This is a genomic window from Pseudomonas sp. S44, assembly GCF_016624805.1.
In the GTDB taxonomy this organism is placed as follows: Bacteria; Pseudomonadota; Gammaproteobacteria; order Pseudomonadales; family Pseudomonadaceae; genus Aquipseudomonas; species Aquipseudomonas machongensis.
Window position 1 is genome coordinate 221,798 of the sequence record NZ_JACVTY010000001.1, and the last position, 18,378, is coordinate 240,175.

Sequence of the window (18,378 nt, forward strand, 5' to 3'; positions counted from 1 at the left end):
AGCCCAAAAGCGGCAATAGGGATGACCAGGCTAGGGCCACCCTTCCAGTTCACTTGAACAGCACAAATGGCTTGATAGGAGATACTTCATGCCAGTCAATTCCGTTGCAGAGCGGTTGCGCCAGGCGAACCATGTGACCGTCTTCACCGGCGCTGGCGTATCAGCCGAGAGCGGTATCCCCACCTTCCGTGACGCGTTAACCGGACTATGGGAGCGCTTCGATCCTCCCGACTGGCGACTGCAGAAGCGTATCGAACCGATCCGAGCCTCTGCTGGGGATGGTACGAATGGCGCCGAGCGAAGGTTCTTCAGGCCATCCCGAATGCGGCACACCTGGCTATCGCTGAGCTTGCGAATCACGTTCCAAAGCTGACTATCGTTACTCAAAATGTCGACGGTCTTCACGAGCGTGCCGGAAGTGAGGGCGTGATCCACCTTCATGGGAGTCTGCATACTCCACGATGTATCGACTGCGCCGTCGCTTACGGCCCTATCCTGCCTGACCAGGATCTGTCCCATGACGGGTGCCGCATCGAGCCTCCGCGGTGCGGCGCATGTAACGGCCTTATTCGCCCTGGTGTCGTGTGGTTCGGTGAGATGCTCCCTGAACACGCCTGGAGTGCAGGGCTTGCGGCTGCTGAGGGCTGCGACCTGTTCCTGTCTATAGGCACGTCCGGTATGGTATTCCCCGCGGCGGAGCTTCCGCTGCGAGCACTGAGCAAAGGGTCGACGGTGGTGCACATAAACCCCAGTGCGTTTGAAGTCAGTGCCGATGAGTACTTCTTGCAGGGCCCGGCCACCCACATCATGCAGTCGTTGCTGACAGATGCGTTTGGCTGATCGAATCTATTTCGACCAATTGCACCGCTGGCCCGGGCTCATCGTTGAGTAACCAGGCCACGCAGTATCTGCTCGGGTGCAAAATCCTACTCTGCACACCTGCGTATGTAAGCTTCGCTTAACCGGTGAGTCAGTTCTGTCAGTCGCTTCAGCTTTTGCTCCAGCTCTTCAGTAAGCCAGGGAGAAACGAGATTGCCGTGCATGACGCTGTTGCGCACTCGATGCCAGACATCGAGGTGATCCTTACTTATAACACCCCTTTCTACCAGTGGTTTCAGTCGCTGTATCACCCCTTTCTCTCGTGCGGATTGCAGTGAGGTCATCAGTCTCTGGCGTAGTTTGCTTTCTCCTTCCCATTCTAGGACGTGTGCCTCCAGGCTTCTAATTGATTTTTCCCAAGCATCGGCTTCATCATCAGCACCCCGTATGAGCTTAGATGCGGGAAACATTAAATTGGCCATACCTTCGATCACGCTGGCCAGGGTCATGCACAATACCCAATGTGATCCTGTCGTCGCTTGAGCGATCTCTTGGTAGTAGTGAGTCAGCTGGTGGACTGCAAGATCCGGCTCAGCTTTATCCTGAGTTTCTCTGATGATCATAGACATAATCAGTCGATACATTTCCCAGAATCGATCGCCCTGCACCTGCAGGGGGCTGCAGAGCAAGGATGAAACTCGCGAGTCGGCAGCGTGCTCAGATACATTTCTCAGTGATACCAGTGAAGTACCATCCCCCATATTTCTTGCGATCAGCCGCGGATAAACCAATTGTCCCAACAAAATGTTAAGTGGCTCTCCGATCCAGTTTTCCAGGAAGACACCAAGCGAGGGCTTGAACCCGGAAGCCATGACCCAGAGCCTTTTCTCACTCCAGCTATTACTAAAGGCCATCCGCCCGCCTTCGACCTCAACTACGTGCTGTTGTCCTATACCAGTTCCTGAAGGAAGATTGGACTCAGCACGCTGGTGTAGCTCTTTGCGGCTGAGCAGTGGAATTGGAATATCCAGCGAGGCGTCATAGACCACCTCGATGCTAGCCTCGGGTTGTACCCGCGTCCCCGAGGCTTTTGTCATGATCACCTGTATGTTTCCGGAGAGACGCCATATGCCTTGCGCGGTATCCCCCATCCGTACATCTACCCATCCACAGTTCCACTCAACGCCCTCGTAATCGACTGCCATTACCCTGAGCTGATCCAGGTTGACGAATGGATTTTCAAAGGCGCGAAAAAGGCGCTCGTGGGCTTTTTTCTCGTCGATTGGTTTCCCATGCATGACAAATTCCATCCCTGTACGGGAAGTGATGGAAATATGGCCAGGCCCGACGAAGAGCGGTTCCTCATGGTCATAGCCGATGACCTGCATGGAAGGACATTCGATGAGCAGTGGTACCTGCAAAAGCCGATGAGCCCAATTGTCAAGTGTTCGCATTCTCTGTCCTTGCGCTGTAGCGCTTGAGAAAAACGGATTGAATTTTAATGAATATGATTATGCGGCCCTAGTATCTCCCGGAGAGGAAGCATCACTGTTTCAAGTGAATACTTGTCAGCGGCCCTTTTTCTTCCATCAGTCGCAGTGGCCAGGATTTGGGGGCCGCACGTCCCGGGAGCCGGCGTTAGTATGTGTAGCGTTGATGGTTTTTTCAAACTCAGCGGAATATCCCTGCGTGCTGTAGATGGGTATGGTGCCTCTGTCGAACAGCATCCTGTCAAATTTATGACTAACCACATCACGCGCGACAAGTTTTGACGCAGTGCGTCGCTGAAGTAATTTCCTTGCGACGCCTAATACTTTGGTCGTAGTCGAATTCATCATTACAAATGATTATCTGGGCTGAAAGGCTCGCCCCATGGGGAAATCTTCCTGCCGCAACTTCGAGACTCAACCGTTGATGGCAAATTTTCCTACCATGGGTTGGCTTGAGCCGGTTGCGGAAAGCTGGCATTTTGCCCTCCAAATGCCAGGGAAGCCAAAATGCCGATTCGCCAGTCAGACTTGCTCACTAGAAGCTTTAGCCGTTCAGCCCAGGGCCAATTCCGGCCGCGGCCAGGGCAACCTACCGCTTTCCTCAGCCACAGCCACCAGGACGCAACGCTTGCTCTCGGGCTACAGGAAATGCTGAAGCGAGAAGGCTGGGACGTCTACATCGACTGGCAGGACAGCAGGATGCCTGCCACGCCTGATGGCGAAACGGCGTTCAACATCAAAGTCGCTATTGTCCGAGCCGACTGGTTTCTCTTCCTGGCTACTGAAAATTCCATGTCGTCTCGCTGGTGTCCGTGGGAGATCGGCTTCGCCGATGGCAAAAAAGCTCACGATCGCATTGCCATCATTCCGACCTCGGACAACCAGGGCCATTTCTATGGCAACGAATACCTGAATCTCTACAACAAAATTGACGTCCCCACCAACGCCGCCGGCCTCGCGCTGTTTGACACGCGTGGCAACGGCACATGGGTGCGTAACCTCTAACTCCGAATTTTTGGGCAGTGCAAGAGTATGAAAAGGGAACATACACGGCTGGTAGAAACCCTCTCGAAGGAGATGGCTGAGGGGAACCTGGCAATTTTTGCGGGTGCGGGCTTCTCCCAGGGGGCTGGCTTCGTGAACTGGAAGACGCTGCTTAAGCCGATTGCCGATGAGTTAGATCTGGACATCGACAAGGAGACGGATCTGGTGGCATTGGCGCAGTACCACGCCAACGCCAATGGTGCCAACCGTTCGAAGCTAGATCAGATGCTCGTGACCGAATTCTCTACCAAGGTCAAACTCACGGATAACCATAAAATTCTGGCCCGGCTACCGATCCAGACCTACTGGACGACTAACTACGACAAGCTCATTGAGACCGCGCTTGAGGACAACGAAAAGGTTGCTGACGTCAAACACACCGTTAAGCAACTGGCCACTACCAAGCCCAAGCGCGATGCGGTCGTGTACAAAATGCACGGTGACGTCGAGCACGCGTCTGAGGCAGTCCTGATCCGTGATGACTACGAGCGCTATCACGTCAAGATGCAGCCGTACATCACCGCGCTCAGTGGCGATCTCATTGCCAAGACGTTCCTATTTCTGGGCTTCAGCTTTACCGATCCAAACCTTGACTACATCCTGAGCCGGGTACGCATCCAGTACGCGAAGCACCAGCGTCAGCACTACTGCATTTTGCGAAAGGTCAGCCAGGGGAAAGACGAGGATCAGGCCGAGTTTGAATATAAGGTGCGTAAGGAGGAGCTGTTCAAGCAGGAGCTGCTTCGCTTCGGCATCAAGGCAGTCTACGTCGATGATTTCAGTGAGATCACTGCAATCCTGCAGGAGATTGAACACCGGCATAAGCGCAAAACCATCTTCATCTCTGGTGCGGCCCACGACTATAGCCCCTGGACTGAGGCCGAATCCGAGCACTTCGTTTACAAGCTCAGCAAGGCCATCAGCAAAGATCAATACCGTGTCATCTCCGGATTCGGATTGGGTATCGGCAGCGCGGTGATTTCAGGCGTCATCGAGCAGACCATCATGAATGGCCACCGTCTGGACAGTGACCAATTGATTTTGCGGCCATTCCCGCAGAGTCAGTCCGGTGAACGCCCCTTGAAGGATCTCTGGACTGAGTACCGGCGCGACATGTTGGCTCATGCCGGGACTGCGATCTTCCTCTTTGGTAACAAGCTCAACCAGGACGGTGATGTTGTGCTGTCGAATGGTATGCGCGAAGAATTCGATCTCGCAGTCGCCGGCGGCGTCTTTGTCATCCCGGTAGGCATCACCGGCTCGATCTCGGCTGACCTCTGGAAAGAGGTAATGGCGACCTATGACGAGACGAAGTACGAGCATGGCAAGAAAATCACCCCCCTGCTGCAGGAGCTGGGCGCGGAAGGTACCGACCTCACGCGGGCGCACGACGTCATCCTGAACCTGCTGCCACTCATCTAAAGGAAGATCACCATGGCAAGAAAGGTATTTTTCAGCTTTCAGTACGAGGACGTGCATCGTGCGATGAACGTGCGTAACAGCAACGTTATCGCCTCGGATCAGAAGGTGGGTTTCATCGACAAGGCTGACTTCGAAGAAGTCGAGCGTCAGGGTGATGCCGCCATTAAGAAGTGGATCAACGATCAGTTGCATGGCACCAGCGTGACCGTTGTCCTCGTCGGGGCAACCACGGACAAGAGCAAATGGGTGAAGTACGAGATCGAGCAGAGCATTGCCCGTGGCAATGGCATCTTGACCATCGACATCAGCCAAATTTCCGATCTCAACGGCAAGACGACGACTTGCTGCAGCCTGCGTGTCCCGGGCGCCACTCACTATCTTTGGAACAAAGATAACGGGCGTGAAAACCTTGGCAAGTGGGTTGAGGCAGCTGCAAAGGCAGCAGGCAAGCAGTAATACCGATTAGGCGCCAACTGGCGCCTTTTCCTTCTGAAAAGGACTATCTGATGTACGTTGGCTTCGAGATTGACCAGTACCAACCGACCAATCCCTATTCCAAGATTGACACCTACATCTACGATGCCAAGAAGCGCATCGACAATCTCGCACGATTCATTATCGGGTCTTACCATCAGCCCAGCGTCCTGGATGCTGAAGCCCTGTCGGCAGAGATCTTCCCGGAGTCGGACTACCACGTATTCCTCTCTCATTCCCATGCTGATCAGCGAAATGCCATTGATCTGGCTTTGGAGCTTGGCAAGCATGGCCTGAAGGTATTCGTTGACTCGACCGTGTGGGGGTTCTTTGGCGACCTGGTGAGTAAAATCATCGCCGATACTCGGCCATTGGACGGTGAGACGAGGGAGGCCCACGTTCATCGCATCCATGCTGATGTTCACATGATGCTGGCTGGCGCCCTTCACCGCACGATTGCTCGGGCTGAAACGTTCGTATTTGTTCGGTCTGAGAAGTCTGTTCCTTTGAACTTCGGCGACAAGGCGAGAACGTTCTCACCTTGGCTGTACTCCGAACTGCAGTTCAGCTTCCAGGTGCAGCATGTCGTACCGCCGCGAGTTGTAGAGAGGCAACGGGAGGTTTTGCTGGATGACGTGAAAGGCTTCAACAACTACGGCCTAGAAAGCTTGCAGCATCTCACCGCGTTTAGGGTCTTCAATGAGCACCTGCCCCCAGTTGCCGGGAGTCAGTTGCGTGACTGGCTTGTTCAGCAGCCGACAAGCGTCCAGGGCCACGCAATGCTAGATGCACTCTACAAGCGCTTTGACGTGCCAGGCCAATATCAGCGCAAGCGTGAATTGCTGAAGGTCTAGTGACCGGAGCGACGCGTTTCTTCCCATACATCCTGTTTGCACGAGGATGCTCCTTGCCAACCGGCAGGGCCGAGCAAAATTGCTCGGCCTATCAAGGAGTCGCTCTCTGGTCGCCGCCATTGCCATGGTGACGGTCATCAGGCTCCAGGCGCCGTGGCCACGAGGCTCATTCGATGGAGCGGTGGTTATCCATCAGTTGTGACACCAACTCAATGAACCATTGGGTCACCGGATCCTTATCAAGCGCGCGCTGCCAAGACAAGCCCACGTCAAACTCCACGGACTCAAAAGGCAGGGCTTTGACACTGAGCCCATGCGAGACGTGCCTCCTGCGGATTGGGGTGTCTTCGGCGACACCATTACGCTGGATGCGCTTCGAAATCCGCCACTGGATGCGAAGCCAGTCTGATCGGCAACTCCCCTGGAGTGGAGGTTGGTCGAAGCGCTCCGGCCGACCTCCCCTGGCACCATAAGCAAAGGCGAGATTCTCTAGGCGCCTTTCCTAACCGGCCAGGATGTGCTCAGCTATCTGTCCATACTCTTTCTGTGGATGCGTCCGCCGTGAAATCTTTCATCGACCGAAACCCAAAGGAAAAGGCTGTAGAGGAAGCTTTCACCACCCTGGCGCGCAATGGCTACGAGAGTGCACGACCAGATCCGGCAGACAACGTGTTTGCAGTTGTTGAACGATTGAAAATGCAGCAAGGCCTAACCGAAGCGGCGCCCGAATTACGTAAAGTTTGATCGTGCCTCGCGGCGTCACGGCAAGTCCTTCACCGGCACCCCTGTGGTCATGATTCGCCAGTCATATCAGGCTGTTCACCGCGGCAAATCTTCAGTGCTTTGGTTGTATCAGCTAGCTCCTGGCTAAGTTTCACGACATTGGCTCGTAGCGAGGAAATTTCAGACGAGAGCCCCTCGTTGGTATTTTTGACGGTCACCAATTGCTCCTGGAGCATCTCTTTAGCGCCTTCAGCCCTGGCTGTGGCCATGTGTGCGAGCCCCAGATCCCCCTCTAGTCGCTTCATCGCATCCTGATTCTGGTGAGCAAGCTTGCTGTGCTGGCGCGCTTCACTCAGCAGGCGCTCGTTGTCACGATTTAGGCGCGTCAATTCATCCTGACGAACCATCAGGGCCTGTTGTAGTTGCAGGAGTTCCTGCTGGACTTGCTGAAGCTGGGTTTCATGGCGGCGCTGATCTTGTTCTCGCTGCTCCTTGATGGCGGTGCGGTAGTGCTCCAGCGCATCCCGGGCATGCGTGTGCTTCTCCTCTAGCGAGCGCACATGCCCATCCTTCTCTTGCATTCGTAGCTCCAGGTCTGCACAGCTTTGGCTGAGGCGCGCGTTCCGGGTTATCTCGGCCTGCAAAGAGGATTGGCATATTCGCAGCTCTTCGGCTTGGGCGATCAATGCCGCATCACGGCTCGCGGTGATTTGTTTGCTGTTTTTGAGTTCCGCATCTAGGTCACTGATGCGCTGATTCAGGGCTGCGACGCTCTGCTCGTGGCTGACTCGCTCCTGCGCCAAGGCTTCGTTGCCCTCCTCCAAAACACGCTTCAAAAGCTGGCTGACCATCGCTGTCAGCTCATCACTCAGTCGATCCGGGTGGGCCTGGGGGCGCACGTCTGCCGACTCCAACTCCTGCATATACCGCGAAATTGTGGTTTTGGATCCCGTATTTCCTAGCTCGATTCGCACCGCGTCAATGCTCGGATTGACGCCGCGGGCGATCAGCGCCGCGCGTGCCTTCTGCACCAAAGCCTTGTTAATGCCGCCGCGAGCCATGACCTCTCCTACGATTTCGTAATGTGTTACATAACACGTTCATACGTGACATTGTAGATCATTTTATGACCAATAAATACCCCGAAAGCCAAGAGTAAATAATAGGGTGTTATATATTCTTATGGACTGAAATGGCTCAGAATCGTGCCTAGGTGGGGTACGAATGGCAGGTTTGGAAGATGGACAAGGCGCAGCGGTACCTGAAGGCGGGTACGCGGGATAACACCCGCAAAAGCTATAGAGCAGCCGTAGAGCACTACGAAACGACGTGGGGCGGCTTTCTGCCGGCGACATCCGAAGGGATCGTTCGTTATCTGGCGGAGTATGCGGAGACGCTTGCCCTCAGCACACTAAGGCAGCGGCTTGCGGCTCTGGCGCAATGGCACATCACCCAGGGTTTCCCCGACCCAACCAAGGCGCCTCAGGTTCGGCAGATGCTCAAAGGCATCCGCGTTGTTCATCCTACGCAGCAGAAGCAAGCCGCCCCTCTACAGCTGCGCCATCTGCAGAAAGCGGTCGGCTGGCTTGATAAGCAGGCCGGCCTGGCGATTGAGGCGGGTGATTACCGCGGCCTGATGCGGCACCGGCGCGATACCGCATTGCTGCTGATTGGGTTTTGGCGGGGGTTTCGTAGCGATGAGCTGGCACGGCTGCGGGTGGAGACGACCCAGGCAGAAGCCGGCGTGGGGATTACGTTCTACCTGCCCTATTCCAAAACCGATCGTGATCACCACGGCAGCACCTTCCATGCACCGGCGCTGAAGCAGCTCTGTCCAGTCGAGGCCTATATCCACTGGGTCACTGTTGCAGGCATTGCGGATGGGCCCGTGTTCCGCAAGCTCGATCGCTGGGGAAACCTCTCCGATACAGGCTTCCGGGCCAGTAGCATGATCCCGCTGTTACGACGCATTCTGGAAGCAGCAGGCATCCCCGCCGCGACCTACAGCAGCCACTCGATGCGCAGGGGCTTTGCGACCTGGGCATCAGCGAACGGCTGGGACATCAAAGGCTTAATGAGCTATGTGGGATGGCGGGATATGAAATCTGCTTTGAAGTATGTGGATGCCACCAACTCTTTTGGCAGCCTGGCTGCTCAATCACAAGGGATCGATACCCTTACGAAGCTCTAAGCGCCCGCTCAAGTACGTTACGCCTAGATAAAAGGCAGGTGGAAAACACCGTGTTAGACTCTCTGCTCACGGCAACGCTTTGACGGGATAGCCCCACACCAAGGAGCCTAAACAGCTGTGCGGCCTGAAGATGCAAAGAATAGGACGATTTCATGAGCCTGAAAGCCTCCTTCGCCACTGTGTTGCGTGCGGTACGCGGCCAGCGCAATGTTTCCCAGAGGGATTTCGCGGACACGATCAGTCGTACCTACCTCTCCAAGCTAGAAACCGGCCGATCGAGTGTCACATTAGACAAACTTGAGCAACTGAGTGAGCGGTTAGGTCTCAGCCCGTTGACCTTGCTTGCGTTGACCATCAGTGAAAGCACTGGCCAGTCGAGCGCCGAACTGATCGAAAAACTCTGCTCGGAAATTCGGGGCCTTGCTGGAAAGGATGGAGTGCGGCCGCTGAATTCCTCGACACCTCCCCGCCTAACGGCAGCATCGCCTCAACCTACCACTCAAATGCGACACCTGACGTGCAAAAGTCGCACTGCTGCTGTACCCGCTGAGCAAGCGGAGCTGGTATTCGTTGATTAAGTGGCGCTTTCATGTCGAGCTAAAAACCAAGTGACTTAGCCGCCTCTTGGATGAGGCCGGCTGTGCACTGGTGGCTCGAAGACAAATTTGAAATGGCGGCCATCAGGGCGCTTCAACTGAAATTCTGATAGCAACTTTCGCGGCCCTGTAGCTGGGAAACAGCACCTAGCTCTTAGCCACCCGGGCAAAAAAAGGGGCCGTGAGTTCGGCCCCTTTGCATCCTCAACAGTCTATGCGCGGCCATCAGTAAGCGTCCGGCGAATACACCTTCAGAATCCCCAAATTAAGGGCGATGGTGTCCACCTAAAAATACGTGGACACCATCGCCCTTAACGCAAGGAATCTCATGCGCCAGCGCACCTCTTATCCCAAGCTGTTCAAAGCCCAGATCGTTCAGGAATGCCTACTCCCCGACGTATCCATCGCGAGCGTTGCCCTGCGTCATGGCATCAACACCAATCTGGTTCGGAAGTGGATTCCCATTTTTCGTGACCAGATGCCATCCACTCTCCCGGCGTTCGTGCCATTAAAATTAGAGACCCCCTCGGTGCCAGCCCAGCAGGCATTAGCCAATATCAAAATCAGTTTCGGCAAACAAACACTCATGGTGAGCTGGCCAACTTCAGATCCTGTCGGTTGCGCACGTTTCATCCGTGGCCTGACTCAATGATTCGTATCGACGCCATCTGGCTCGCCACTGAACCCATGGACATGCGCGCCGGCACAGACACTGCGTTGGCTTGTGTGGTCGCCGTATTCGGTGCTGCGAAGCCGCACTGCGCTTATCTATTCGCCAACCGTCGCGCTAATCGGATGAAAGTGCTCGTCCATGACGGAGTTGGGATCTGGCTGGCCGCGCGGCGCTTGAACCAAGGAAAATTCAACTGACCGGCACCCACCGGGGCCTGGAAGTCGAACTTGATGCTGAGCAACTTCAAGCGCTGGTGCTGGGCCTGCCTTGGCAGCGAGTGGGCGCTAACGGCGCAATTACGTTGCTCTGAATCGCGGTGTTGTAGCTGTGGCAGGTAGGTTGCTTTGGTAAAATCCACAGCATGACTTTAGGTAAGGAGATCGGTTCGATTAGCGTTGGCAAACGTGCCGACTTATCGCTGATCAATACACGAAATCTAGGGATGTTCCCGGTGAATGACCCTGTAGCGCAGGTTGTTCAGTCAGCGACCCCGTCTGACGTAGACACCGTGATTGCAGATGGTCAGATACTCAAACGAAATGGGCGCTTAGTCACTGTTGATGTTGCTCAATTGAGCGCTCAGGCAACCGCTGGCGTTCACCAGCTGCTCTGAGTGGCACTGAAGGCGGACTAGGAGCAGTACAGGTGGTGAGCCGAACACACGTCATATCGCTCCCCTTGTGCAGGTTCCGCACCTTAACGATGCGATCATCACGTTCCAGGGACTTTTCTTTCACTCAATTTTCACGGTGCGCGAGTGAATCTAAAGTCATCCCTACGTGTGATAGACCTTGCCCGACTAGCAGCGGGCTTTCTTTTGCCCTCAAACTCTTGCTGGCCAAGTTGTTCACGGACTGCACTGCCCTGGTCAATCGACCGAGGTTTAATGTGAGCGAGTCGCGACTGGGATGGCGTGCCGACATCTTGAAAGCGCCGACACCCAGTTCACAGGATTGCGCCTGCATTCAGCGGGGAAACGTCCAGGCCGCTCCTGCCCAATCGAGGTTTTCAGGTATCAGGAACTGGTTGCTTAGCTCGGCCAGTCTTTTGTTGGCCGCGTCATTTGCTGCATCAAAAAGAGCTTTCGATAAGGGTGCTGATGTCGTTTGTGCACTGAAATGAGCGGGCGTCATCAGCCAATCACTGGCCTTTGGAGAGTTAACCTTGACTCCCCCCTGCCCGGCCAAAATAGTCACAAACTCCTGGCGCACACGATTCCCCTGCGGGCCTTGCCAGCGCAGCATCGCCCCTAACAGCGCGCCATTCTCCTTCCCGAAGCTCGATGCACATACAGATCCTGCCAGGCCATCAAAATCATACAAACATGCTTTGGCAAGCAGGTACTGCATCAATTGCGAGGTCAAATCCAACATCTGGATTTCTGGGCGACGAGCAGCGAGCTCCCTGTCAACGGTGACATCCATACGCGACGAAGTTTTTCTGCTGCGTCCAAGCTCTTGCATGACCAGGTCAGGCAAGCGAATTCGCAAAAGCCGCGGCTCGTTGCTAGGAACAGAAATTTCGACACCAAGCTGGCCGAACATGCCGGTGACGAAGCTTTGGAGATGATCGATGGTAATTGCCACTTGATCCCCCAATTCGTTGACGTCATTTGTCGCGGCGTGGGCGAAGATTTCCCTCTGTTTCTCAGCAGCCCGCTTGGCCTCCTCCAGGGCAGCGTCAATGCGTTCACTGGTACGCACGATACCTAGCTTCGTTGCTTGCTGAAGAATGTCATCCACATCAATGAGATCCACCAATTCGCCGAGGATTTCGTCCTTCAGACCTTCGTTGAATTCATGATGCTGAACCTCGGCCAAGTCATCAACAACGCTATCGATCCGCTGGTACATCAGGTCAACGATCTCCTGATCAAGGCTATCGGACTGCTGGATGTTGAACACAACGACCTTCATCTTCTGCCCGTAGCGATACAACCTACCAATCCGCTGGACAAGGCGCATGGGGTTCCAGGGCAAGTCATAGTTCACCATCATGTGGCACTGTCTCTGTAGGTTGATACCCTCACCACCCGCCTCGGTGGAAATAAGGAACCGACCCTGCGTCTCAAATTGAGCGATCGCCTCTCGACGCTCCACGTGCTGCATGGAACCATTTATGAGCGCGACTTTATCCTCACCAAACCGGGCGGCGAGCGCATCCCTGAGATAGCGCTGTGTGGTTCGGTACTCAGTGAAGATCAACACCTTCTCTTCAGGGTTCTTCGCATTGATTGCCCCGATGACCTTGTCGAGAAACTCCGTGAGTTTCAAATCATTCGCCATGAGCAGCGCAGCGTCATCGATGAGCTGCTTGAGAAGCTGAATCTCCCCTGCGAAGAACTCTTCTGCCTCACCGCTGACCTGCTCTTCCCACTCACCCACATAGCGCTGATCATTCGGTGCACTGGGCATCGTGTCGCCACCAAAGGCGTCTAGCAGTCGCTGAAGCCGATTGCGAAGAGCCTGGTGGATCGCGGCGGCACTAGACACTGCGAGTTTGCGGTACACCGTCATCACAAAGCCAATAGCGTTACCTGTCTGACCTAAAGCCTCGCCGGCGGCGTACCCTTTGCGCAGGTAGTGCTGCAGGGTCTGGTCGAAGTCAATCGATTGCTGGCTGCTGGATACCCGCAGCGCAGAAGTAATTTTCCCTTCAAAAATGAAGCGTCCATCAGCATCGGTGACGTCTGCCTTGTGATTGCGGTAAACCATGTCACGCAGGATTTCGGGCTTGAGGCTGAGCATTTCAAGCTCCTCCCGCCGCTCCGGACGCAGCAACTCAAGCAACGCTACGAACTTGTCCTGCATACCCTGGTGAGGAGTCGCACTGAGTAGCAGCATGTGCTCTGTGCGGCTCCGAAGTGCTTTGGCAAGATCGTAGCGCTCAGAGCTCTCGTACTTCAGGCCGTACTGGCGACGACTGAGTCGGTGACCTTCATCGAAGATGACCAAATCCCAAGGCTCGGCCTGGAGCAGACTTTCGAGGTGATCTGGCTGCTTGAGGCGATCCAACGACCCAATCACGCAGTCATGCATCTTCCACTGGCGTGGCTCGTTGACGAAGAAATCCTCATGATAGATTTCAAAATCTTCGAGCTTGAATTTGTAGTACAGCTCATCTTGCCACTGCTTGGTTAACCCCGCGGGCGTGATTAGAAGGATGCGCTTCACACGCTTTCGCTGGATCAGCGCGTGGAGCAGCATGCCCGTTTCAATCGTTTTGCCCAAACCAACATCATCGGCGATCAACCAGCTCAGATTGTTCGACGCGAGGATGTGATGCACCAAGTTGATTTGATGCGGCAGCGGGTCAATTTCCAGGTGAGACAGGGATCCCGTGTTCTCATTCCATACTTTGATGGCGTGAGCGAGCAACCGCAGTCGCACACGCTCAGCGTCCGCCTCGCACCCCATCTGAGCGGTCACAAACCGATGCCTGACCCCCTTAACCTGACGTAGGTATTGGTACGGCAGCCAGTGTCGCTCTCCCTTTTCCGGGAAATCCACGAGCGCCTGCTCGCTGCCAGCTAGGTCTCTGAGCTGCATGATCGCGCCCTGGCCTAGCGAGCGAACACCTGTCCCGGGCGTCGCGTCGAGGACGTCTTGGCCATTCACAAAGCCCGATTTCAGGGCATCAGAATCAACGAAGCTCGCACTACCCGCTCGAATCCAGTGAACTTGGGTCTTCCCAGTCTCGGGGATTGCCATCTTGACGACGCCAATCTCCTCTTCGCCACCGGGACGTAAGCGCTTAACCCAGCAACCCTGTACGTGAGTAAGTTCAAGCGGGTTCATGCAGTACTCCCTGTGAGTCCAATTTTCGAGTAGTTGGGCAGGACAAGCCTGTATCGTCTGTTTGCGTAGCGCAGCTGACCATTGCTGTCCTGGTCATCCGCGAATGTCTTGCCCGGCCGGCTCCGAAGTAGGAGTGTCTACCAGTGCATCGGAGCGAACCTCGCTGGCATTCAGTTCAGCTGGCTGATCGCTTTGCTGTTTCGTCGACGCGACGTCTTCACCTTCCTCCGCCTCAACGGGGAGATCGCTGAAGTAGCAGCTTGGTGCTTGTGGATCTTTGATCTGAGGTACGCCATATGCCTGAAGCTTCCGGAGACTTGCTGTGTCAAGATCATTCGGAATCCCAAGGTCGCTGTACTCTTCTCCAGGGCGCTGATAGGGTGAGTCAAAATCGCCCATCTGACGTGCGGGAAGGGCACCATCGATATCACCAAACCGGTACCACAGGTACCTCGCGAAGGCTTTGAATACCCGCCTAAGCGTAGCGTTCTCGTACCAGTACTCAAAAAGCTGTTCCAGGAGGACATCGATCTCCTCCACCTGTGGTATCGACTCAAATGAACGAACAATCATTAGCGCCGTACGCCAAGACAGCGCATGGTAGGACAAGCGGGTGCTGCCAGTACTATCGAATGCGATCCAGTACAAGTCGTTGTCAGCCCAGATGACCTTGATGTGCGCCGCGAGCACGAGCTCTTCGGGAGTCAGCCCTTCATCGATCGCTCGTTCCAATGCCACCCGGGTCGCGCCCCAGCCGCTCATGACGTAAATCTGTTGAATCAGGGGAAGCGTTCCATGCGGCCAATCGTACCTGTACACAAGCTCTACGGCCTTTTGCTTCGCACGCTCCTCACGCGTTATCCGATTCTCTGAATCGCCCCCAGCGGGCTCGACCTGATACTTGTCATTGTCGAACACAGTGTCTGGATCGAATGCATAGAAAGCGAACTCGTCATCAGCGTCCTTCAGGTACTCACTGTCCCTTTGGGATTTGTCTTCACGCGCTTTCGTGGTGCCGTACAGTTCTAGCTCGGCCAACTCCGCTGCGAGGTTTGGGTCGATGTCGGCATCCTCGGAGTACGGTATTTCCCCCACTCCTATAGAGCCATCATCTTCAATCTGGTCGAGGTAGAACGCATCAACGTCGCGGGAATCAGACAACGCACCAGACACCGGTTCGTCGGCGAGGAAACGGCTTAATGGTTTTGCGAAGACGTCTACCTCGACCTCCGGGGCTGGCTCCGCAGCGAGATCTATATGTGCTTTTTGGCTGCTGTCGACTGGTGAAGTCGACCACGGGGAAGGATCCGGCGTGCCGAGAGTATGAGCTTGCTTATTCCCATCATTACCGGGTGATTTAACCGTCGAATCCACCCGGACGCCCGCGTTGTGGGTTTGTGTACTGGCATCGCTTTTAGGCGAGTTGACCCCCGCTGGATTTAAGCTGAGCCGGCGCTTGGGTTCCTTCGTGCCAGTTGCTCGATGAAGCTGTTGTGTGTTGTCGGCCCTATCTACCTCACGGCCATTTGGTCGAATGGCCGAGTCCATCCGGACGCTTGCGTTGTGGGTCTGTGTACTGGCATCGCAATTAGGCGAGTTAACCCCCGCTGGGTTTAAGCTGAGCCGGCGTTTGGGTTCCTTCGTGCCATTCGCTCGATGCGGCTGTTCCCCGCTGCCGGCACCATCCGCAACACGATCACTCGGTCTGGCGGTCGGTTCCACCCGGACACTCGCGCTGTCAGTCTGAAAATGCCGAAACTCAAAGGTCTCGTCTTCCAGAGGAGCGAATTGGCGCGCATTCTCCTGTATGAAATCTAAATCGGCTGCGCTTGGGTTGTGATGGCCTGGGCTCATAGTGCGATCAAGGACGAACGCACCTTGCTGACGCCGAATTGCATCAGCTGATTGTATGGCCCTTGCCCCATCTACGGGACGGTGCTGGAGTGTGTAGACCCGCCCCAACAAGGTCAAATAATCCGGGTCTTGCCCCTCTTCCAGCGCAGTCAGAAGCAAGCGCTCCGCGGCTTGCAGATCAGCAGCGGCGACAAGGGTGGTGAGTTCTCTCAAAAGCGAGCCCTTGTTCTTGCCTGGCCGCGTTGGTGCCACCTGGCTAACCTGTCGCTCGTTGCGCAGCTTCCGGAGGCGCTCCTGGAGCCGATTCATTACGCCCTGTCGCGCAGAGATTTCTCTGATCACTGACTTTAAGGCCGTATCGTCAGACAATTGAAGGTGTCCGGCGAGCCCTACTAGCTCACTGTCTCTAACAAGCCCTTCGAATAGCGACTGGATTGCAGCCTCGCGAGAACCTTGCTCAGAAGCCATGTAGTCCCGGAGGTCGTTTACCAGTTGATCGCAATCCATTGCTCAATTCCCACTCTATCGCAGTACAAAGCTGTGACGCATGACTCACTTTAGCCGATCTTAGCGGATCAAGTTAAGCGAATATTACACTCGGATACCATAAGGATCCGGCCACCCTCTCACTCGCCTCAAGGCTAATCTATTAATGCAGAGTCAACTGCCCTTTCGGAAAACGCTTCCTCAAGCTCGTATTGGTAATAGAGTGAGTCAAGATAAAAACTTCCTCGATAATGCGTATGCAGGAAGTGCTCCCTCAACTCTTCACCTGTGATCGTGGGAAGATGACCGGAGTCTGCGTCGAATCCAAAGACAGCAGATCTCGCAAGATGAAATACACTCTGCATGCAATCTTCAGCAACACGAAACTTACTGGGCTTCGACAACCGTTTTCTAGAGGGCTTTCTACTACGCACCCGCGCACTGAAAGACAGTTCCGAATAGATCCAAGGAGACAGTGTCAGCATTCTGCCATTCTCCTGCCCTTGCTGCCTTATCGGAACAGATTGCTTCGTATTCAAAAAAACGAAGCACTCGGTATCATCGATCATTCTATTAAGCTCAGTCGTCAGCAGTATATGCACAGCTGCTGACGCCAAATCACACTTTCTGTGCGAGAAATATTTCTGATCGCCAACGACTTCGGAGTCAGAGTATTTCTCATTCACAACGTCTAAAACAGCGTCCACAGATCCCCACACGCATGAGTCAATGAAGACCTTCACGTCTCGCCTTTCCATCGCGATAGCGAACTTTATCGCGTTGTCTTCATCCCTATGGGAATGAGAGAGAAAAATGTGAGCCTGCTTCGCTGGAAATAGAATGTCCGCGAGTCCCTTGGCATCGAGAACATCATGGCCTTGTAGTCGAGTCACTACGAATTCTGCCAGATCCTGGATATTGAGGTTGCGTGCGCGCGCTTTGTATTCATCTACCTCCTTTTGCGACACGCGCTCCAGTGGCTTGTAGTTTTCGAGCTCAAATCCGAGGTACATGATATTCCTTGACCATATTGATTACACGCCTTGACCCATTCGCGACTTTCGGAGGTCAATCCTCCTCCGTTTCGACTAAACTGGCAAACAACGATTGAAGAGTGTGGCAAACTACGCGGTACGGGGAGCATCAAGCAGTTTTGAGTCGACCCCCAACTCCCTATATAGCAAGTCCAGATGCTCAAGCCCTTTGATATGTTTGTAACTAGGGCGCACGCCGGAGGAGTCAGCTTTATTTAGCCAGTGTGAAAACTCCGAAAAATCGATCGAAAGGGATGATTCAGGCAAAGGAAACCTAAACTCAGCCCCCTTCTTATGATCGATCGCTCTGCCGTGCTCAAGGCTTATAACTCTCTGCTTCCGAGGCGTACGTTTAACATTCTTAACGAACGTCAGCTCGGAAAAAATCCATGGCGAGGAGAGCTGCTTATGCTTACTAACGTGCTCATCAAACCTGACCGAATTCTCCGTCCCCAAAAATACGAACAGCTCTGATTCGTTAATCATCTGTTGAAGTGCAGCATTCAGAATCAAATGAACGTTGGTTGTGGTTCTATTTCTAAGCTCATAGCTATACGAAGTCCAACCTTCAGGCTTAGAAAATTTCTCGTCAATTTTGCGAAGCAATTCATCTGCGTACCCCCATGTGCAGGAATCTACAAATGGCTTTAACCCAATCGACTCAAGACTTAACGCCAAACCAATGGCTTGATTTTCGTCTGCATGCGAGTGCGAGATGAAAACATCAATATCACTTTTCGGAAAAATTTTTTCCTGAATCTTGGCAGCATCTAACACATTGCCCCCGTCAAGAAGGTACTCTTCCAAGCGCATCGAAATTTTATTATTCCGTTCTTTATACGAGACAATATCAGAGGAGTTCCACTCAAGCGTGGCACCAGCAACATTATTAATTCTTAAATCGATGAACATTAGCACCTC

General features: G+C 54.2%; 16 protein-coding genes and 1 pseudogene. 11 read left to right on the forward strand and 6 right to left on the reverse strand.

The window, feature by feature from the left end:
* Window positions 1-88: 88 nt before the first annotated feature.
* A pseudogene (locus tag IAE40_RS00855) lies at window positions 89-840 on the forward strand (SIR2 family NAD-dependent protein deacylase).
* Window positions 841-926: 86 nt separating this feature from the next.
* Here the strand turns inward: IAE40_RS00855 and IAE40_RS00860 are convergent.
* On the reverse strand, window positions 927-2,273 hold the full coding sequence (locus IAE40_RS00860; RefSeq protein ID WP_200602430.1) for a hypothetical protein: 1,347 nt from the start codon (window positions 2,271-2,273) through the stop codon (window positions 927-929).
* Between the two features lie 543 nt (window positions 2,274-2,816).
* Between IAE40_RS00860 and IAE40_RS00865 the strand changes: the two genes are divergently transcribed.
* The 5 genes from IAE40_RS00865 (at window position 2,817) to IAE40_RS00885 (ending at window position 6,847) form a co-directional block, all read left to right on the forward strand.
* A complete protein-coding gene (locus IAE40_RS00865; protein WP_200602431.1) occupies window positions 2,817-3,314 on the forward strand; it encodes a toll/interleukin-1 receptor domain-containing protein in 498 nt (165 codons plus the stop codon).
* 27 nt (window positions 3,315-3,341) lie between these two features.
* Window positions 3,342-4,775: an SIR2 family protein gene (locus IAE40_RS00870; protein ID WP_200602432.1), complete on the forward strand. Its 1,434-nt coding sequence runs from the start codon at window positions 3,342-3,344 to the stop codon at window positions 4,773-4,775.
* 12 nt (window positions 4,776-4,787) lie between these two features.
* On the forward strand, window positions 4,788-5,231 hold the full coding sequence (locus IAE40_RS00875; protein ID WP_200602433.1) for a TIR domain-containing protein: 444 nt from the start codon (window positions 4,788-4,790) through the stop codon (window positions 5,229-5,231).
* A gap of 50 nt (window positions 5,232-5,281) precedes the next feature.
* Window positions 5,282-6,103 (forward strand): toll/interleukin-1 receptor domain-containing protein, encoded by an 822-nt coding sequence (locus IAE40_RS00880; RefSeq protein WP_200602434.1) that lies wholly within the window; start codon window positions 5,282-5,284, stop codon window positions 6,101-6,103.
* 561 nt (window positions 6,104-6,664) lie between these two features.
* The gene (locus tag IAE40_RS00885) at window positions 6,665-6,847 is read left to right on the forward strand and encodes a hypothetical protein (RefSeq protein WP_200602435.1); all 183 of its coding nucleotides are present in this window, start codon (window positions 6,665-6,667) and stop codon (window positions 6,845-6,847) included.
* Between the two features lie 47 nt (window positions 6,848-6,894).
* On the opposite strand, the gene IAE40_RS00890 is transcribed toward IAE40_RS00885, so the two are convergent.
* The gene (locus IAE40_RS00890) at window positions 6,895-7,887 is read right to left on the reverse strand and encodes a DNA-binding protein (RefSeq protein ID WP_200602436.1); all 993 of its coding nucleotides are present in this window, start codon (window positions 7,885-7,887) and stop codon (window positions 6,895-6,897) included.
* 179 nt (window positions 7,888-8,066) lie between these two features.
* Between IAE40_RS00890 and IAE40_RS00895 the strand changes: the two genes are divergently transcribed.
* From IAE40_RS00895 to IAE40_RS25910, 5 genes are all read left to right on the forward strand, one after another.
* Window positions 8,067-9,017, forward strand: coding sequence for a site-specific integrase (locus tag IAE40_RS00895; RefSeq protein ID WP_200602437.1), 951 nt, complete (start codon window positions 8,067-8,069; stop codon window positions 9,015-9,017).
* Window positions 9,018-9,169: 152 nt separating this feature from the next.
* Entirely contained in the window at window positions 9,170-9,595 is a 426-nt protein-coding gene (locus tag IAE40_RS00900; protein ID WP_200602438.1) for a helix-turn-helix domain-containing protein, read from the forward strand.
* Between the two features lie 346 nt (window positions 9,596-9,941).
* The gene (gene tnpA / locus IAE40_RS00905; protein WP_200602439.1) at window positions 9,942-10,265 is read left to right on the forward strand and encodes an IS66-like element accessory protein TnpA; all 324 of its coding nucleotides are present in this window, start codon (window positions 9,942-9,944) and stop codon (window positions 10,263-10,265) included.
* Complete coding sequence (tnpB, locus tag IAE40_RS00910) at window positions 10,262-10,483, forward strand: IS66 family insertion sequence element accessory protein TnpB (protein WP_200602440.1); 222 nt, start codon at window positions 10,262-10,264, stop codon at window positions 10,481-10,483. Before tnpA ends, tnpB begins: the two co-directional genes overlap by 4 nt.
* A 164-nt stretch (window positions 10,484-10,647) precedes the next feature.
* The gene (locus tag IAE40_RS25910; RefSeq protein ID WP_200602441.1) at window positions 10,648-10,899 is read left to right on the forward strand and encodes an amidohydrolase family protein; all 252 of its coding nucleotides are present in this window, start codon (window positions 10,648-10,650) and stop codon (window positions 10,897-10,899) included.
* Between the two features lie 352 nt (window positions 10,900-11,251).
* Here IAE40_RS25910 and IAE40_RS00920 read toward each other — a convergent pair whose 3' ends face one another.
* The 4 genes from IAE40_RS00920 to IAE40_RS00935 all read right to left on the reverse strand — a co-directional run bounded on the left by IAE40_RS00920 (window position 11,252) and on the right by IAE40_RS00935 (window position 18,369).
* Complete coding sequence (locus tag IAE40_RS00920) at window positions 11,252-14,083, reverse strand: DEAD/DEAH box helicase (RefSeq protein WP_234465017.1); 2,832 nt, start codon at window positions 14,081-14,083, stop codon at window positions 11,252-11,254.
* Window positions 14,084-14,176: 93 nt separating this feature from the next.
* A complete protein-coding gene (locus IAE40_RS00925; RefSeq protein WP_200602442.1) occupies window positions 14,177-16,444 on the reverse strand; it encodes a hypothetical protein in 2,268 nt (755 codons plus the stop codon).
* A 134-nt stretch (window positions 16,445-16,578) separates the two neighbouring features.
* Window positions 16,579-17,436 carry a hypothetical protein gene (locus IAE40_RS00930; protein WP_200602443.1) on the reverse strand — a complete coding sequence of 286 codons (858 nt, stop codon included), beginning with the start codon at window positions 17,434-17,436 and terminating at the stop codon, window positions 16,579-16,581.
* A 111-nt stretch (window positions 17,437-17,547) separates the two neighbouring features.
* Window positions 17,548-18,369 carry a toll/interleukin-1 receptor domain-containing protein gene (locus IAE40_RS00935; protein ID WP_200602444.1) on the reverse strand — a complete coding sequence of 274 codons (822 nt, stop codon included), beginning with the start codon at window positions 18,367-18,369 and terminating at the stop codon, window positions 17,548-17,550.
* Between the last annotated feature and the right edge of the window lie 9 nt (window positions 18,370-18,378).

Excerpts from the sequence above, each read along its gene's own strand:
- IAE40_RS00870 (WP_200602432.1), top strand. The coding sequence starts at position 3,342 with ATGAAAAGGGAACATACACGGCTGGTAGAAACCCTCTCGAAGGAGATG.
- IAE40_RS00890 (WP_200602436.1), bottom strand. The coding sequence starts at position 7,887 with ATGGCTCGCGGCGGCATTAACAAGGCTTTGGTGCAGAAGGCACGCGCG.
- IAE40_RS00920 (WP_234465017.1), bottom strand. The coding sequence starts at position 14,083 with ATGAACCCGCTTGAACTTACTCACGTACAGGGTTGCTGGGTTAAGCGC.
- IAE40_RS25910 (WP_200602441.1), top strand. The coding sequence starts at position 10,648 with ATGACTTTAGGTAAGGAGATCGGTTCGATTAGCGTTGGCAAACGTGCC.
- tnpA (WP_200602439.1), top strand. The coding sequence starts at position 9,942 with ATGCGCCAGCGCACCTCTTATCCCAAGCTGTTCAAAGCCCAGATCGTT.
- IAE40_RS00865 (WP_200602431.1), top strand. The coding sequence starts at position 2,817 with ATGCCGATTCGCCAGTCAGACTTGCTCACTAGAAGCTTTAGCCGTTCA.
- IAE40_RS00875 (WP_200602433.1), top strand. The coding sequence starts at position 4,788 with ATGGCAAGAAAGGTATTTTTCAGCTTTCAGTACGAGGACGTGCATCGT.
- IAE40_RS00860 (WP_200602430.1), bottom strand. The coding sequence starts at position 2,273 with ATGCGAACACTTGACAATTGGGCTCATCGGCTTTTGCAGGTACCACTG.
- IAE40_RS00930 (WP_200602443.1), bottom strand. The coding sequence starts at position 17,436 with ATGTACCTCGGATTTGAGCTCGAAAACTACAAGCCACTGGAGCGCGTG.
- IAE40_RS00880 (WP_200602434.1), top strand. The coding sequence starts at position 5,282 with ATGTACGTTGGCTTCGAGATTGACCAGTACCAACCGACCAATCCCTAT.
- tnpB (WP_200602440.1), top strand. The coding sequence starts at position 10,262 with ATGATTCGTATCGACGCCATCTGGCTCGCCACTGAACCCATGGACATG.
- IAE40_RS00935 (WP_200602444.1), bottom strand. The coding sequence starts at position 18,369 with ATGTTCATCGATTTAAGAATTAATAATGTTGCTGGTGCCACGCTTGAG.
- IAE40_RS00900 (WP_200602438.1), top strand. The coding sequence starts at position 9,170 with ATGAGCCTGAAAGCCTCCTTCGCCACTGTGTTGCGTGCGGTACGCGGC.
- IAE40_RS00925 (WP_200602442.1), bottom strand. The coding sequence starts at position 16,444 with ATGGATTGCGATCAACTGGTAAACGACCTCCGGGACTACATGGCTTCT.
- IAE40_RS00895 (WP_200602437.1), top strand. The coding sequence starts at position 8,067 with ATGGACAAGGCGCAGCGGTACCTGAAGGCGGGTACGCGGGATAACACC.